Raw genomic sequence first — 15,820 nt, forward strand, 5'->3', positions numbered from 1 at the left:
CATGGCTTTGAGCAACGGCGCCATGATCGCCGACAGATACCGACTCCAGCGCCTCATCGCGACCGGCGGCATGGGACAGGTGTGGGACGGACTCGACACCCGGCTCGACCGGAGGGTCGCGGTCAAGGTGCTCAAGGCCGAACTCTCGGGCGACGAGGATTTCCTCGCTCGCTTCCGGTTCGAGGCGCGCACCACCGCACAGCTGAACCACCCGGGCATCGCCGGGGTGTTCGACTACGGCGAGACCACCGACACCGAAGGCCAGTCCATCGCCTACCTGGTGATGGAACTGGTCCACGGCGAACCGCTCAACGCGGTGCTCTCGCGGGTGGGCCGGTTGTCGCTTCCCCACGCCCTGGACATGCTCGAGCAGACCGGGCGTGCGCTGCAGGCCGCGCACAATGCCGGAGTCGTACACCGCGACGTCAAGCCCGGAAACATCCTCATCACGCCCACCGGGCAGGTGAAGATCACGGACTTCGGCATCGCGAAGGCCGTCGACGCGTCTCCGGTCACCCGCACCGGCATGGTGATGGGAACCGCCCAGTACATCGCGCCCGAGCAGGCTCTCGGGCAGGAGGCGACCTCCGCGAGTGACGTGTACTCGCTGGGCATCGTCGGCTACGAGGTGCTGTCGGGCCGCCGCCCGTTCCTCGGCGACAGCGTGGTGACGGTCGCGATGAAGCACGTCCAGGAGACGCCGGCTCCGCTGCCGAGCGATCTCCCGGCCGAGGTGCGCGAACTCATCGGGATCGCGATCTCGAAGGACCCGCTCCAGCGCTATTCCAACGGCGGCGAGTTCGCGAACGCAGTGGCCGCGGTGCGTTCGGGCCGGGCTGCGCCTCCGCCCGGCAACGTGCCGCCGGTGACCAGCGCGAATCGCGTCCTGCCGCCCGGGGTTCCGGGCACCGCGGCGCCGACTGCCGCCACGCGCGCGCTCGATCCGAACCAGTACTACTCGCCGACCGCCTACACCCAGCCGCAGACCGGTGCGCTGCCCCCGACAGCGGGACAACCGCCGGTGTCGGGACCTCCGACGTCGAGTGGGCCCGCCGGTGACGGAGACGGCGGCAAACGCGGGCCGAGCCCGACTACCCTGGCGTGGGCCGCGGGTGCGGCGATCCTGCTTGCCCTCGTGACGCTGGGGATCGTCTTGTTCGGCGGGGACGACGAGGGGACGCGGACACCCGGACCGTCGCCGACGACCCAGGTCACGACGACCCGTCCCACCACCACCACCACGACGACGCGGCCGCCTCGGACCACCACAACCACCGAGGAAACCGTGCCCGCCCCGGCACCGGTGGAGACACCGACGTTCGACACACCCACCACGACCGTCCCGCCGACCACCACGGTGCCGCCGACGACGGATGCTCCCACCACGACCGTCCCCACAACCACGAACGCGACAACCACGACCACCACGACCACGGTGACGGCGCCGGCCGGCGGCGAGACCGAAGGTGAGGCGGACGGAGACGCAGACGGCGGGGACCCCGATCCCGAAGCCAGCAACGGTACGAACAACGCACCGCCGGACACCCAAGGAACGTCATGACCACACCGCGCAAGCTCTCCTCTCGGTACGAGCTGGGTGAGATCCTCGGCTTCGGCGGCATGTCCGAGGTACACCTCGCGCGGGACACACGGCTCGGCCGGGACGTCGCGATCAAAGTTCTGCGCGCGGATCTCGCGCGCGATCCCACGTTCTATCTGCGTTTCCGTCGCGAAGCACAGAACGCCGCGGCCCTCAATCACCCCGCGATCGTCGCGGTGTACGACACCGGCGAGGCCGAGACGGATGCCGGGCCGCTGCCGTACATCGTCATGGAGTACGTCGAGGGCGACACTCTGCGCGACATCGTTCGCCGCGACGGCCCGATGCCGGCCAAGCGCGCGATGGAGGTCATCGCCGACGTCTGCGCAGCGCTGGACTTCAGCCACCGCAACATGATCGTGCACCGCGACGTCAAGCCCGCGAACGTCATGATCAACAAAGCCGGTGCCGTGAAGGTCATGGACTTCGGCATCGCCCGTGCGTTGTCGGACGCCGCAAGCCCCATGACGCAGACCGCCGCCGTGATCGGTACGGCCCAGTACCTGTCGCCCGAGCAGGCGCGCGGCGAGCAGGTCGATGCGCGTTCGGACGTGTATTCCGTCGGCTGCGTGCTGTTCGAAATCCTCACCGGCGAACCGCCGTTCAAGGGCGACTCTCCCGTGGCGGTCGCGTACCAGCACGTCCGGGAGGATCCGCCGCTGCCGTCGTCGGTGAATCCGTCGATTCCGCACGAGCTCGACTCGGTGATCTTGAAGGCGATGGCGAAGAATCCCGCCAACCGCTACCAGTCCGCAGCCGAGATGCGCAGCGACCTGATCCGGGTGCTCAACGGTCAGCGACCCAGCGCCCCGATGGTGATGACCGACGAGGACCGCACCACCCTGCTCGATTCTGCGGACACGAACCCCGGACGGCACGCGCGAGTGTCGCCGGCCGGCCCGGCGGGCACTGCGGGAGGCAACGATTCCGGCGGCGGCGGGTCCGTCGCCAAGCGCGTGCTCCTCGGCCTCGTCGCGCTGGTGGTCGTGGGCATCGTGGGTGTGTTCCTGTGGTCGCTCGGTCCCGGTTCGACCGCCGCGCAGGTGGCGGTCCCCGATGTCCGCAACTTGACCTCGGATGTGGCGGAGAACCAGCTGCAGGAGGCCGGTTTCCGGGTGTCGATTCAGCAGAAGAACGACCCGGTGGTGGCGCGTGGCAACGTCATCAACACCCGGCCCGTCTCGGGTACGCAGGTCGAAGAGGGATCGACGGTGACGCTCGAGGTGTCGAGTGGGCCGGAGCAGGTGCAGATTCCCCGCCTCACCGGAATGTCGCAGCAGCGAGCCGCGCAGGAGCTCGCCGCCGTGGGTCTGCGTCTCAGCTCGGACGTGCAGAGAGCGGCGTCGGACGCCGACGACGTGGATCTCGTGGTCGGACAGAGCCCGGCCGCGGGCGCGAGCATCGAGCGTGACGGCGAGGTCACCATCACGCTGGGAAGCGGACCGGAACTGGTTCGAGTGCCCAACGTGGTCGGTCAGGCCACCGCTGTGGCCACCGGCAACATCGAAGGTGCCGGCTTCGAGGTCGTCGTCGAGCAGGTCGACTCGGGCGAGCCGGACGGCACGGTGGTGTCGACGACGCCCGCGGGCGGCGCGTCGGCGGCCCAAGGGTCGACGGTGACGATCAAGGTGTCCAACGGTGACCGCGTCGAGATGCCGGTGGTCACCAACCGCTCGGTGTCGGAGGCACTGTCGGCGCTGCGGAGCGCCGGGTGGACCGGCTCCGCGTCGGATCTCGTGCAGACTCGCGAAGCCACGCTGTCCCCGGACCTGGTGGGCACCGTGATCACCCAGGCGCAACCTCCGGGCTCGGAGATTTCCAAGACCCAGACGATCACGATCGGTGTCGGAGTTCTCGGTATCCGCTGATCGCTCCCGCCTGACGACGAAGGTCCCGGACATCACGTCCGGGACCTTCGTCGTGTTGCGTGCGGGTCAGGCAGCGCCACCGTCGAGCGCGCGAGCCATTTCGGCCTCGAGCTGCGCGACGAGAGTCTCCTCCGGCGCCTCGCCGCACATCCCGAGCCAGTTCGCGAGCATTCGGTGACCACCCTGGGTGAGCACGGACTCGGGGTGGAACTGCACGCCGTGAATCGGCAGCTCGCTGTGACGCAACGCCATGATGACGCCGCTCTCGGTGTGACCGGTCGCCTCGAGCTCGGCGGGCATGGTTTCGGGGAGGACGGTCAGCGAGTGGTAGCGCGTGGCGGTGAAGGGACTGGGCAGGCCCGCGAGAACACCGGTGTCGTTGTGCCGCACGACGCTGGTCTTGCCGTGCAGCAGTTCAGGGGCCCGGTCGACCGTCGCACCGAAGGCGACACCGATCGACTGGTGTCCCAGGCACACGCCGAGCAGCGGTGTGCTCGTGTCGGCGCACGCCTTGACGAGGTCGATGCTGACGCCGGCGCGCTCGGGGGTGCCCGGGCCCGGGCTCAGCAGCACACCGTCGAAGTCCTGGGCGACACGGGCCAGGGCGCCGGGCGCGGTGAGCCGGTCGTCGTCGTTGCGCCACACGTCGGCCGTCGTGCCGAGCTGCCCGAGATACTGGACCAGATTGAAGACGAAGCTGTCGTAGTTGTCGACGACCAGGATGCGCATGCCACGAGAGTACCCACAGGTCAGCGGGCGGGCGCGCCCCCGGTATAGGCCGGGACGGACTTGTCGTCACCCTCAGTCTGCGTGTAGCCCAGCCCGTAGCGGGTCGCGTATTGCTTGAAGAGCCGGATACCCGGTTCGGCCGCGAGGGCAGCCTCGAGACGCGACCGGTCGCCGAGGGCAGTGATGACGTAGGGCGGGGAATACGTGCGGCCGTGGAGCAGCAGAGTGTTGCCGATACAGCGCGGCGCCGACGTCGCGACGATCCGCTGGTCCTGCATCGAGATGGCCTCGGCGCCGCCTGCCCACATCGCGTTGAGCACGCTCTGGACGTCCTGCTGGTGCACCACGAGGTCGTCCGGCGACGCACCGGACGGATACTTACCGTCGGCGTCGCGCGACGCATCGGTGAGGGTCACGGTGATCCCCGGTCCGCGCAGAGCGGTCTGTCCCGCCGGATCCGCGACGGCGGAGAGTTCGTCGAGCACGGACGCGACGTCGCCGTCGGTCGCGGCGACGCGGGCCTGCACCTGCGCGACCTGCTGGGCGAGGTCGTCACGGGTGGTCGCGAGGTCGTCGGTTCCGGATTGTGCGGCCCGGACCAGATCGGACAGACGCTGCGAGTCACCGACTCGAAGTTCGTTGCCGTCTGAGACGCCGCGGGTGGTGCCGATCAACAGACCGCCCACGAGGCACACGGCCAGGGTCGCGGAACCCCAGGCCACTCGACGCAGCCGCCACTCGGACACCTCACCCCTCCGTTCCGGCCTTACGTTAGCGTGAACAGGACAGCGTTAGCGTATACAGCACAGGTAGCTGCCCAACTTACTCCGCTCGTCCGGCACGGGCGGAGTCGCAAGAACGAGGACACGATGCCCAAGTCGAAGGTACGTAAGAAGGACGACAGCGCGACCCCCCGGACGGTGAGCCGCACACCGGTGAAGGTGAAAGCTGCGCCGTCGAGCACCCTCTACGTGTCGGTGATGCTCGGCCTGATGATCATCGGTTTGCTGTGGTTGGTCGTGTATTACCTGGCCGCAGAACAGATTTCGTGGATGAATTCGCTGGGTGCCTACAACTTCCTCATCGGATTCGGGTTCATGGTGGCCGGTCTCGTCATGACAATGAGATGGCGCTGAAATCGCGCCTCGTTCTGTGGATTACATCTTTGTTATTCATCCCCACCTGGGGATAACCCTGTGTACAAAGCGATGTGAGGGCTGACGTGAGCGCCGAGAACACACCACGGTGGTCGACTCCGCCCGGCGCCGTCGTGGCCCTCGCAGTCGGAGGCGTCGCGCTCGCAGTTGCTGCGGTGACGGCGGTCGACGCGGCCGGCCGCGTCCTCGTGGGGGTCGCGGCCGCACTGGTGCTCGCATTCGCTGCCTCGGCCTGGCGCCAGCGTCCCCGCCTCGAGGTTCTACCCGAATCCTCGGGACTCGCCGTGACCCGGCTGACCGGACGACGCGAGTACCCGGCCTCGGCGCTGCACCGCGTGCGACTCGTGGAGTACCCCCGCATGGGCCGGCGGGTGCCCATGCTCGAAATCGACACGATCGATCCTCGCGACGGCTCCGAGAGCCTGATGATCTTCGGTCGCTGGGATCTGGGAGCCGACCCCCGCGAGGTGCACGAAGCACTCGGCGCGCGGGGGCTGGCGCCCGATCACAAGCCCAGCTGAGCCCGTAGGCGAAGAACCGCGACCACGACCACCGCCACGACGAGGATGGCGACCGCACCGAGTGCGACCCATCCCGTGCGAGCCGCCCGAGCGCGATCGTTGCCGGCACGAAGCGATTGCGGCCCGTACAGCAGTGCCGCGGTGGCGGCCGCACCTGCCACCAGACCGCCGAGATGCCCCCACAGGGAGATTCCCGGGATCGTGATGCTGATGACCACATTCAGCGCGACGACCGCCAGCACCGGAACGGGACTGCGGCGGAGCCTCATGAGGATCACCGCTTGGGCGCCGAGCAATCCGAAGACCGCACCGGACGCGCCGGCCGTGACAGCCCCCGTCTGCAGGAGCATCACCGCGGCGGAACCGCCGAGGATCGAGATCACGTAGACCGACAGGTAGCGGGCGCGGCCGAGAACCAGTTCGGTGTCGCGGCCGATGATCCAGAGCGCGAACATGTTGATCGCGAGATGCATCAGGCCGAAGTGCAGGAATCCGCTGCCGAGAATCCGGATGTAGTCACCGTTGGCGGCGATTGCCGGCGGCCACAGAGCCCAGTCGAGAAACAGCGGTGACGACCGCTCGTTGTTCATCACGCTGCCGGACTGCGCGGCGGTGACGAGGAAGACCAGGACGTTCAGCGCGATGAGCGCGTACGTCACGATCGGGGTCGTCTTCGCCGAACGTGCGGGCGCACCTGAGATGGTCCGGGCCTCCGGGGCGGAACGGGCGGCCTCGGCGACACAATCCACGCAGTGCTGGCCGACCGCGGCCGGACGCAGGCACTCGGGGCAGTACGGACGCCCGCATCGAGTGCAGGTGAGCAGAGTGGGGCGATCGGGGTGGCGGACGCACCTCGGCTGGGGCTGCCGGCCACCACCCTCGGCCGCAGGACCCCAGCCGGGGTTCGTCATGGCACTTCTCTCAGGAGATGGTGATGCTGTTGATGACGACCTCGTCGACCGGACGGTCGGCGCGATCGGTGCTGGTCGTGGCGATCTCGTCGACGACCTTCTTCGAGTCGGCGTCCACGACCTCACCGAAGATCGTGTGGCGACGGTTGAGGTGCGGCGTCGGGCCGACGGTGATGAAGAACTGCGAGCCGTTGGTGCCCGGGCCGGCGTTGGCCATGGCGAGCAGGTAGCCGCGGTCGAACTGCAGTTCGGGGTGGAACTCGTCGCCGAACTGGTAGCCCGGGCCGCCGCGACCGGTGCCGGTGGGGTCGCCGCCCTGGATCATGAAGCCGTCGATCACGCGGTGGAACACCGAGCCGTCGTAGAACGGTCCGCTGGACTCGCCCTTCGCGTTCGCGGACTTGTATTCCTTGGTTCCGGTGGCGAGTCCGACGAAGTTTTCCACGGTCTTCGGAGCGTGGTTGCCGAAGAGCGCGATCACGATGTCTCCGCGGTTGGTGTGGAGGGTGGCGGTTGCTGTCTGATTCGGTGACGTCATTCCTCTATGGTGCCATTCCTGGCTTCGGCGCTTACGCGGTCCTTCCCCTGTCTGCACCGCACGACGGACGGGGAACCGGTGGTGCGGTATGGAAGAGTGGGACGTATGACGAAGGTGAGCGACTCCAGCACCCGCAGCGGTTCCCTCCCCGACCTCGTATATCCCCTGGCACAGACGGGAAGCCTGAGCGACGCACTGCACGTCGCCGGCGAGGGCGCGGTCACCCTGGCGCAAGGTTCTGCGGCGGCAGGCCTTGTGCTCTCCCGCCAGGGACTGGAACTGACGAAGAATGTCGTCGAGCGGGTGCAGGATGCCCGGCGGGAGAAGGCTGCGCTCGCTGCCGCACCTCGTCGCCGCACAGCACCCCGCCCCGGACGCAAGGCGCTCGTCACGACGGGTGCTCTCGCCGCGGTCGTGCTCGGCGCACTCGCGTTGTACCGGAGTCGTCGGCCGGCACACCCGCCCATCGCGCCGGAACCCCCGCGCGTGCGTCCGGCGGCAGGCCACACCGCTCCCGCCACCGACTGACCCTGTCGGCGGGCGCATCTCAGCCGAGCATCCTACATCCCGCTCTCGTGCGGCGGCCGGATCCGGATCAGCGGTGGGCGGGCATGCCCGGGACCCCGGGCATGCCCGGGACAACGGGATCCGGCACGGACGGCGAGTCGGCCGGCACGCCACCGTATTCTCGTTCGGCGCTGCGTATCTGGTGATCGACGATGCGACACGAGACGAAGTACAGAAGCACGACGAGTGCGAGAAGGACGGGTACGGACGCAAGAAGGGCCATGGTCGCCTCCAGTTCGATCCGAAGATCGACGAGGGTTGACGGGCGGACGCGTCGGCGATGACTACTCGAGAGTAGGCCCGTATCGCGCACCCGGCATCTCGAGGAGCCGCTACCCCGTCGTGATCTGTTTCACATTCTCCGGCGCAAGGCCTGCGATTACTCACCGGTATCGGTCCGTCCAATCCTGTGACGTGCCACACAAAAAAGGTGAATACTCGCCGGTAGGCAAGCCCTTCTGGAGGCAGACATGGCAGAAACGCGCGTCACCGAACAGCAGGCCCGTGAGGTCGCCGAAGAAGCACGAGAAGCGGACTGGACGAAACCGTCGTTCGCGAAACACCTCTTCCTCGGCCGGTTCACCCTCGACCTCGTCCACCCCTTCCCCCGTCCCACCCCCGACGAAGACGCCCGCACCGAAAAGTTCCTCACGTCGCTGCGGAACTTGTGCCGGGACATGAGCGGCCCGACCATCGAGCGCGAGGCACGCATTCCCGACGAGTACATCCGCGGGTTGGCGGAACTCGGCTGCTTCGGCATGAAGATCCCCGAGGAGTACGGCGGGCTGGGCCTGTCGCAGGTCGCCTACAACCGGGCGCTGATGCTCGTCGCGTGCGTACACCCCAGCCTGGGAGCGTTGCTGTCGGCACACCAGTCGATCGGTGTGCCCGAACCACTGAAACTCGCGGGCACCCCCGAGCAGAAGAAGCGGTTCCTGCCGCGCTGCGCGCGTGGCGCGATCTCGGCGTTCCTGCTGACCGAACCGGACGTCGGTTCCGACCCCGCACGACTCGCCACGAGTGCGGTTCCGGTGGAGGACGGCCGGGCGTACGAACTCGACGGCGTGAAACTGTGGACGACCAACGGTGTCGTCGCCGAACTCCTTGTGGTCATGGCGCTGGTCCCGAAGAGCGAGGGGCATCGCGGCGGTATCTCGGCGTTCGTCGTCGAAGCCGATTCTCCCGGCATCACCGTCGAACGCCGCAACTCCTTCATGGGTCTGCGAGGCATCGAGAACGGCCTGACCCGCATGAACAAGGTGCGCGTGCCCGCCGAGAACCTAGTGGGACGTGAAGGCGACGGCCTCAAGATCGCCCTCACGACACTCAACGCCGGACGGCTTGCCATCCCGGCGATGTGCGCCGGGGCCGGCAAGTGGGCACTCAAGATCGCCCGCGAGTGGTCGGAAGCCCGGGTGCAGTGGGGCAAGGCACTCAGCGAACACGAGGCGGTGGCCGCCAAGATCTCGTTCATCGCGGCGACCTCCTATGCGCTCGAGTCCGTGGTCGAACTGTCCGGACAGATGAACGACGAGGAGCGCAACGACATTCGCATCGAGGCCGCGCTCGCGAAGTTGTGGGCCAGCGAGATGGGCTGCGCTATCGCCGACGAGTTGATCCAGATCCGCGGTGGCCGCGGTTACGAGACAGCCGAGTCGCTCGCCGCACGCGGTGAGAGAGCCGTGCCCGCAGAACAACTCGTCCGGGACCTGCGCATCAACCGCATCTTCGAAGGCTCGAGCGAGATCATGCGGCTACTGGTGGCGCGGGAGGCCGTCGACGCACACCTCCGCGCCGCCGGCGACCTGATCGACCCCAAGGCGTCTCTCGAGACCAAGGCGCGCGCCGCGGCGAAGGCGAGCGGTTTCTACGCCAAGTGGTTGCCCTCACTGGTGGCAGGCAAGGGTCGTCTTCCTGGGGCTTTCACCGAATTCGGTATCCTCGCAGCACATCTCCGGTTCGTCGAACGTAGCTCGCGCAAACTCGCCAGATCGACGTTCTACGGCATGGCCCGGTGGCAGGGTGGTCTCGAGAAGCGCCAGAACTTCCTCGGCCGCATCGTCGACATCGGTGCCGAACTGTTCGCCATGTCGGCCAGTTGTGTGCGCGCCGAACGTCAACGCGCCGACGGTCATCCGGGTGCCGATGCCGCATACGAACTCGCCGACGCCTTCTGCCGGCAGTCCCGGCTACGGGTAGAGGCGCTGTTCGACGGATTGTGGAGCAACACCGACGATTCCGATCGAAAGCTCACCCGCGGTGTTCTCGACGGTCGTTACAGCTGGCTCGAGAACGGCATCCTGGATGCGAGTGAAGGAACAGGCCCGTGGATCGCGGAATGGACACCGGGTCCGTCCACGGAGGAGAACGTGGCTCGCCGGATCATCGACACCAGAAACGTCGTATAGGCGCAGAACCACAACGGCCCGCCCTCGTGACGAGGGCGGGCCGTTGGCGTTCGGGATCGCGTCAGAACGCGCCGCAGTTGGACGGTGCGGGTGCGTCACGCAGACGCGCGTCGAGGTACTGGACCGCGTTCGGCAGCCCCGTGAGCAGGGGTACCGCGTGGTTGATCACGAAGCCCGGCAGGATCGGCGGTGTGAGGTTCGCGTCGAACTGGACGGTAACCCCCTTCTCGCACCAGTCCAGCGCGAGCTGGCGACCCTGCCCGTACGGAACGGTGTCGTCCTGCGTGCCGTGCTGGAGGAGCACCGGGATCTGCGGGGTCAGACGGCCTATGCGCTGCTCGTCGATCGCTTTCTGGACCTGGGGAAGCCGGCCGACCACCACGTCGAGCGGTTCACCGGTGCGCGTGAAGTCTGCGGTCCGCTGGAACGCGAGAGTGGCGACGGTTTCCGGAACGCACTGGTTCGCTACCGAGGCGAGCATCGCGCGGCCGCGATCGTTGATCTCCGCCTCCACCTCGGAGCGGATCTCCGGGTACGCCTCGATCAGCCCGTTGATCGTGTAGCCCACGGCGCCGGTCAGAAGGGTGCCGTCGATCTGCTTCAGCGTGGCCAGGAGGTCGGCGGGAGGCGCACCGACGTAGGCGCCCTTGAGGTTCAGTTCCGGGGCGTACGTGGGAGCGAGTTCGGCTGCGGCACCGCTCGCACCGCCACCCTGGGAGTATCCGTACAGCCCGACGGGGCTGTCGGGGGTGAGGCTCGTTCCGGGAAGATTCAGCGCCGCCCGGACCGAATCCAGCACCGCGTACGCCTCGGCGGCCCGGTTCACGTACGTGTGGTGCCCGGGAGTACCGAGTCCGTCGTAGTCGGTCACGACAACTGCGATGCCCTGGAGCAGCAATGCGTTGATCGACAGCAATTCGTACTCGGTGAAAAGATCGAGCGGCGGGTTGTACTGCACCAGCGCACCGAGATTGCGCGACGGAGCGCACTGGTCGCCCTGCCCGTGGGTGCCGACCGCCACTGCGACGAGTGGGCGAGGTCCCTCACCGTTCCACACGGTCGACGGTTCGAGGTACGTGCCGCTCACCGCGTTGGGTGCGCCCTTCGCATTGTTCGAGCGGTACAGCAACCGCGTTCCCTGCGCGGGGAACACACCGTTGCCCGTCGGAACCCGGATGGCGAGGTCGGACGGTTCGCTCCGGAGGATGTCTCCGGGGCTTCCCGCCGGCTCCAGCGCGGGCGGCGTGTAGAAGTCACCCTCGGCGTGTGCCGTCGCCGGCGCCACCAGAAGTCCTCCCACGAGGGCTGCGGACGTCAACGCCGCTGCCGCCCATTTCCGGGTCCTGCTCATTCCCATATTTCCTCCACCACATCCCGGACCTAGGCGTGCCTTCGGTCACATGGTACGGACTGTAACACGTACATTACCGGCCGGTAAGGCGATGCTCCGGCACAGGACCCGAGGTGAGACGGCTCCGGAAACCCAGTCGAGGAACGCCTGGCGCGGGCTCGGTTCGCCCGCACGAAGGGATGACAGTTGCGCGAGGACCCAAATGTGGTATGTCCTGATCATGACGATCGGGGTCGCGGCGGGGCACAACCACACGGAGTGGTCCCGGTAGCAAGATGTACCCGGATCGACAGACGAGGGGAGAGTCATGGCAATCGGGGTGGGGCTCCGAATCGGAAGGGTCGTGTCCACAGCAGTGGTCGCGTCCAACGAACCCGGCACTCCCGACCCGGTCGTCATCGCACGCGACACCGTTCTCCATATCGGCCGGGACGACTCGACCTTCCTCGGCGGCTCCGCGCGGGCCGACGACGAGGTCCGCACGCTCAGCGGTTTCCTTTCCCGCGTAGGCGACCCCGCAGGAGTGTCGGCGAGTGACGGTCGCGTCTACCGCGCGGAGGATGCCATGGCGACAGCCATCCACTGTCTGCTCACCGAGTGCCATCCCCTGCCGACGTTCGGCGGCATGGACAAGGACAGCGACCCCGGATACACCGCCACCTACCCCTCCCACTGGGACCCCGCGACCGTTGCGACCTTGCGATCCGCGCTCGACCTCGCCGATCTCCGGCACGTCGATCTGGTGTCGGACGCGCAGGCTGCGGCCACCTGGTATGCCTCCGAGATCTCGGAGACGCCCGGTCAGCTCGTCGGGGTCTATCACGTCGACGACGTGGGTTCGACTGTGACGCTGGTGCGCTCGGGTGTCCCCGTCGGCAAGGCATTCCGGGTTCCCGTCAAGAACGCACCGTCGCCCGCGGCCCAACTCGCGTCGGCACTCGGTTCGTTCGGGTGGTTGTCGGACAATCTCGACGCTGTGGTCGTCATGGGTGACGGACTCGTCGCGCGTGATCGCTCGCATATCCAGGAGATCGCCAACAGCCTCGCCACCAAATTGATGGTGCGTAGTCTCGTCGGACCGGGGCCCGAGCAGACCGCGGCGCTGGGCGCGGCGATTCTCGCCGCGGGCTTCACTCCGGCGCGCGAGACGAAGAAGACCCGGATCGGTCTTCCGCCCTCCTACGAGGAAACGGACGTGCTCACCGGTGGTCTCGCACGCCTGAAAGCCATCGAGGATCTGTACGAGACAGAGGATTCCGCCGCCGCCGTCGCGGTGACGGTAGAACCGGACGCCGCAACCGACGAACCTCCGCACACGGCGCGAAGCCAGGCCGACACCGTGCGGATAGCCGCTGCCGTGCTGCTGGCGGTGCTGGTCGTCGCCGTCGCCGTCGCGGTCCTGACCTGATCCGGCCGTGATCTAGAGAGGACTTCCTTCTCCTCCGTCGGCGATCGACGCCAGTTCGGCTGCGTCCTCCGCACCGAACTTCTCCTCGAGCGATTCCGGTGAGTAATCGAGATCGATCTCCTCCACCGGCCGACCGCGTGCAGATTCGATGGCGCCCAGACGCCGCTCGGCCCGGTCTGCGGCGTAGGAGACGAATTCGTCGGGATCCAACCCGTACGGCTGCTCGTCGAACTGATCGTTGACCCACCCGATCATGCCGAGTGCCATCGGAAGCAACTCGTCCATACGCTGTTGCACCACAGCCCAATTCGAGTCGTCTGCCGCGACGTGCCGGCGGCAGGTGAAGGTGCCCCAGGCCATGTGCCGGCGCTCGTCGTCGCCGATACGCCGGACCAGTTCCTGCATCCCGGGAAGGATGCCGCGCGTCGTGCAGACCTTCTGCCACGCGTAGTAACCGGTGAGCGCGAGGCTCCCCTCGATCACGTGGTTGTAGGTGACGCTCGCGCGTACCTGGTTGGCCGGCGACGGATCGGACTCGAGCAGTCGCAGCGAGTTCGGCAACTCGTCGTAGAACAGCTGCCGATAGAACGGGTTGTCGGCCACATAGGGATGCAGGTCGGAGGTGAGCCCCACCGCATCCATCCACAGCCGGAACACCTGAAGGTGCTTGGCCTCCTCGAAGCAGAACTGCGTCAGATACATTTCGTCGCCGATCCGCCCCTCGGCCTCCATCGCACGCACGAACGGCTGGATGTCCTGGGTGACGGCTTCTTCTCCCGCGGCGAACTGTGCGACGAGGAAAGTGGAACTGCGGCGCTGCTCGGAGTTGAGCGCCTGCCAGTCGGCGGCGTCGCGCGAAAAATCGAGATCTGCGGGATCCCAGAATTTCGCGTTGCCCTTCGCGAAGAGTCGGAGCGGGAAGGCGTCCCAGTTGAGGCCGCCTTCCCGCAGCGACGCGAACCCGAGACGTGTCTGTGTGCTTCCGGTCACACCCCGAGGGTAACCCCGCCCCGGGTGTCTAGGAAGCATTCGTCACCGGCACGTCCGGCGGGAGTTCACCGGCCCAGGAGCGTGTCTCCCGGATAGCCCTCCGGACCGAAACCGGGCGGAACGACGAACACCGCAGATCCGACGGGCGTGATCCACGGATTGAGCGCATCGTGCTCGGCGAGGCGCTGCTGCACGGGGACGAACTGACGGTCCACGTCGACCTGGTACGCAGCGAACAACAGTCCTGCGCCGTCGTCGTCGTAGTTGTATCCCCGACGCAGGAACTGCTCGTCGGCGGTCCGCGGCCGTGCCCTCGCCACGTGTGATTCCGGTGGAATCACCGGAATCCCGTACCGGTCCGTAGCCTCGAAATCCGCGTCGTCATGCTCCTCGGTCCCGGTGAGAGGAGCACCGTTCGACAGCGTCCGGCCCACCGCGAGCTCTCGTGCGGGCCGGTCGAGTTCGTCCCACGTGTCGAGTTCCATCCGGATCCGGCGAAACACGAGCGAGGTGCCGCCGCGAAGCCACTCCGGGTCGCCCTGGTTCCAGACCTGACGGTCGAAGTCCGGGCCGTCGGCCGCCGGATTGACGGTGCCGTCCACCTGGCCCATCAGATTCCTCATCGTCATCCCGTCGGGCCTGGTGCCCACGGCATGCCGGAATCCCCGCTGCACCCAGCGCACGGTGGCCAGCGAGCGCACGTTCTTGGTCAAGGTGCGCGTGGCGTGGGAAACCACCACGGGATCGTCGGCACACACCTGCAGCACCAGGTCGCCCCCCGACCACCGGTCTTCGAGGCGATCCACCGCGAACTCGGGAAGGGGTTGTAACCACGCCGGACGCCGGTCGGCCAGTCCGGCGGCGTCGAACACCGCCGGTCCGAAACCGACGGTGATCGTGAGCCGAGCCGGATCGACCGCGAGTTCCGGTTCGGTGTCCCCCAGCGCGGGCCGTCCGGCAGTGAGGCGCCGTATGTCCTCTGCCCACACCTTCATGATTCCGGCGAGACCGGCGCGGTCGACACCGTCCGCCAGATCGAGTGCCGCGAACGAGGCGAACGCCTGCGGCGGTGTATCGATGCCGGCTTGGTGAAGGCCGTGAGGGTCGACTGTGGCCGCACCCATCCGCTCGGGCGCCCGGGATGCCACGGCCGCGCCACCGCCGACCGCCGCGAGACCGGCAGCCCCTACGGCTGCCAGACCTCCGCCGAGTAAGTGACGGCGGCTGAACTCAGCCACCGTGACCCGCCCCGGTCGTCGCCGGCTCGTACTCCTCCTGTGCCCCCGCGTAGTCGCGGACCTGAGCGGTGAAGTCCTTCACGGATCCGTCCTCGAATTCCAGGGAGAAGGTGACGTCGCTGCCGGGCCTGATCGGTTCGACGATGTCCATGAGCATCAGGTGGTCGCCGCCGGGAGCGAGGCTGTGGGTGCTTCCGGCACCGATCACGAGCCCGTCGGCCATTTCGCGCATCACCATCGCGCTTCCCCCGTCCGGGGCCATCTCGTGCAATTCGGTACGGCTCGCGTTCGGGCTCGATACGGCGACCACGTGCAGGTCCGTATCGGCCGTGTTGGACAGCTCGGCAAAGGCGCCGGTCATACCCGCGTCGGCGGCCTTGACCCAGGCGTCGGACACCGTCAGCGCCTCGGCGGCAGTGGGCGGCGCATCGGTCGATCCGCAGGCGGTGAGCAAGGTCAGAGCTGCGGCAACTCCCGCAACGGCCACGGTACGAACGGTTTTTCTCGTCATCGGTAACTCCAGGGGAAGTGGGT

16 protein-coding genes are annotated in these 15,820 nt (G+C 67.6%); 8 read left to right on the top strand and 8 right to left on the bottom strand.

The features are described from left to right. Window position 1: 1 nt before the first annotated feature. Both ACFWU2_RS00965 and pknB read left to right on the top strand, forming a co-directional pair. Window positions 2-1,561, top strand: coding sequence for a serine/threonine-protein kinase (locus ACFWU2_RS00965; RefSeq protein WP_378598935.1), 1,560 nt, complete (start codon window positions 2-4; stop codon window positions 1,559-1,561). Beyond that, complete coding sequence (gene pknB, locus ACFWU2_RS00970) at window positions 1,558-3,468, top strand: Stk1 family PASTA domain-containing Ser/Thr kinase (protein ID WP_378598938.1); 1,911 nt, start codon at window positions 1,558-1,560, stop codon at window positions 3,466-3,468. The genes ACFWU2_RS00965 and pknB overlap by 4 nt, the downstream gene beginning before the upstream one ends. Window positions 3,469-3,534: 66 nt before the next feature. Here pknB and ACFWU2_RS00975 read toward each other — a convergent pair whose 3' ends face one another. Together ACFWU2_RS00975 and ACFWU2_RS00980 are read right to left on the bottom strand one after the other, a co-directional pair. Next, on the bottom strand, window positions 3,535-4,197 hold the full coding sequence (locus ACFWU2_RS00975) for an aminodeoxychorismate/anthranilate synthase component II (protein WP_169620876.1): 663 nt from the start codon (window positions 4,195-4,197) through the stop codon (window positions 3,535-3,537). Between the two features lie 20 nt (window positions 4,198-4,217). Then, entirely contained in the window at window positions 4,218-4,943 is a 726-nt protein-coding gene (locus ACFWU2_RS00980) for a DUF881 domain-containing protein (RefSeq protein WP_378598941.1), read from the bottom strand. Between the two features lie 123 nt (window positions 4,944-5,066). Between ACFWU2_RS00980 and crgA the strand changes: the two genes are divergently transcribed. Both crgA and ACFWU2_RS00990 read left to right on the top strand, forming a co-directional pair. Continuing rightward, a complete protein-coding gene (gene crgA / locus ACFWU2_RS00985) occupies window positions 5,067-5,333 on the top strand; it encodes a cell division protein CrgA (protein WP_378598944.1) in 267 nt (88 codons plus the stop codon). Window positions 5,334-5,419: 86 nt separating this feature from the next. Beyond that, window positions 5,420-5,875, top strand: coding sequence for a PH domain-containing protein (locus ACFWU2_RS00990; protein ID WP_378598947.1), 456 nt, complete (start codon window positions 5,420-5,422; stop codon window positions 5,873-5,875). On the opposite strand, the gene ACFWU2_RS00995 is transcribed toward ACFWU2_RS00990, so the two are convergent. Beyond that, entirely contained in the window at window positions 5,860-6,786 is a 927-nt protein-coding gene (locus tag ACFWU2_RS00995; protein WP_378598950.1) for a rhomboid family intramembrane serine protease, read from the bottom strand. The two genes, ACFWU2_RS00990 and ACFWU2_RS00995, sit on opposite strands and share 16 nt — an antisense overlap. A gap of 10 nt (window positions 6,787-6,796) precedes the next feature. Then, entirely contained in the window at window positions 6,797-7,324 is a 528-nt protein-coding gene (locus ACFWU2_RS01000; RefSeq protein ID WP_169620881.1) for a peptidylprolyl isomerase, read from the bottom strand. Window positions 7,325-7,429: 105 nt separating this feature from the next. Here ACFWU2_RS01000 and ACFWU2_RS01005 point away from each other — a divergent pair, with 105 nt between their 5' ends. The 3 genes from ACFWU2_RS01005 to ACFWU2_RS01015 all read left to right on the top strand — a co-directional run bounded on the left by ACFWU2_RS01005 (window position 7,430) and on the right by ACFWU2_RS01015 (window position 10,299). Continuing rightward, on the top strand, window positions 7,430-7,852 hold the full coding sequence (locus ACFWU2_RS01005) for a hypothetical protein (RefSeq protein ID WP_378598953.1): 423 nt from the start codon (window positions 7,430-7,432) through the stop codon (window positions 7,850-7,852). Between the two features lie 73 nt (window positions 7,853-7,925). Further along, entirely contained in the window at window positions 7,926-8,153 is a 228-nt protein-coding gene (locus ACFWU2_RS01010; protein ID WP_378598956.1) for a hypothetical protein, read from the top strand. Window positions 8,154-8,361: 208 nt separating this feature from the next. Next, complete coding sequence (locus ACFWU2_RS01015) at window positions 8,362-10,299, top strand: acyl-CoA dehydrogenase family protein (RefSeq protein ID WP_378598959.1); 1,938 nt, start codon at window positions 8,362-8,364, stop codon at window positions 10,297-10,299. Between the two features lie 61 nt (window positions 10,300-10,360). Here the strand turns inward: ACFWU2_RS01015 and ACFWU2_RS01020 are convergent, their stop codons facing one another. Then, complete coding sequence (locus ACFWU2_RS01020) at window positions 10,361-11,650, bottom strand: lipase family protein (RefSeq protein WP_378598962.1); 1,290 nt, start codon at window positions 11,648-11,650, stop codon at window positions 10,361-10,363. 307 nt (window positions 11,651-11,957) lie between these two features. Between ACFWU2_RS01020 and ACFWU2_RS01025 the strand changes: the two genes are divergently transcribed. Continuing rightward, window positions 11,958-13,058 carry a hypothetical protein gene (locus ACFWU2_RS01025; protein ID WP_378598965.1) on the top strand — a complete coding sequence of 367 codons (1,101 nt, stop codon included), beginning with the start codon at window positions 11,958-11,960 and terminating at the stop codon, window positions 13,056-13,058. Between the two features lie 12 nt (window positions 13,059-13,070). On the opposite strand, the gene ACFWU2_RS01030 is transcribed toward ACFWU2_RS01025, so the two are convergent. The 3 genes from ACFWU2_RS01030 to ACFWU2_RS01040 are packed head-to-tail and all read right to left on the bottom strand — an operon-like array spanning window position 13,071 to window position 15,797. Further along, the gene (locus ACFWU2_RS01030; protein ID WP_378598968.1) at window positions 13,071-14,087 is read right to left on the bottom strand and encodes a R2-like ligand-binding oxidase; all 1,017 of its coding nucleotides are present in this window, start codon (window positions 14,085-14,087) and stop codon (window positions 13,071-13,073) included. A gap of 26 nt (window positions 14,088-14,113) precedes the next feature. Then, the gene (locus ACFWU2_RS01035; RefSeq protein ID WP_378598971.1) at window positions 14,114-15,286 is read right to left on the bottom strand and encodes a Dyp-type peroxidase; all 1,173 of its coding nucleotides are present in this window, start codon (window positions 15,284-15,286) and stop codon (window positions 14,114-14,116) included. Further along, entirely contained in the window at window positions 15,279-15,797 is a 519-nt protein-coding gene (locus ACFWU2_RS01040) for a copper chaperone PCu(A)C (protein ID WP_378598974.1), read from the bottom strand. The genes ACFWU2_RS01035 and ACFWU2_RS01040 overlap by 8 nt, the downstream gene beginning before the upstream one ends. Window positions 15,798-15,820: the final 23 nt, after the last annotated feature.

Source organism: Rhodococcus sp. NPDC058639 (assembly GCF_042717545.1).
In the GTDB taxonomy this organism is placed as follows: Bacteria; Actinomycetota; Actinomycetes; order Mycobacteriales; family Mycobacteriaceae; genus Rhodococcus.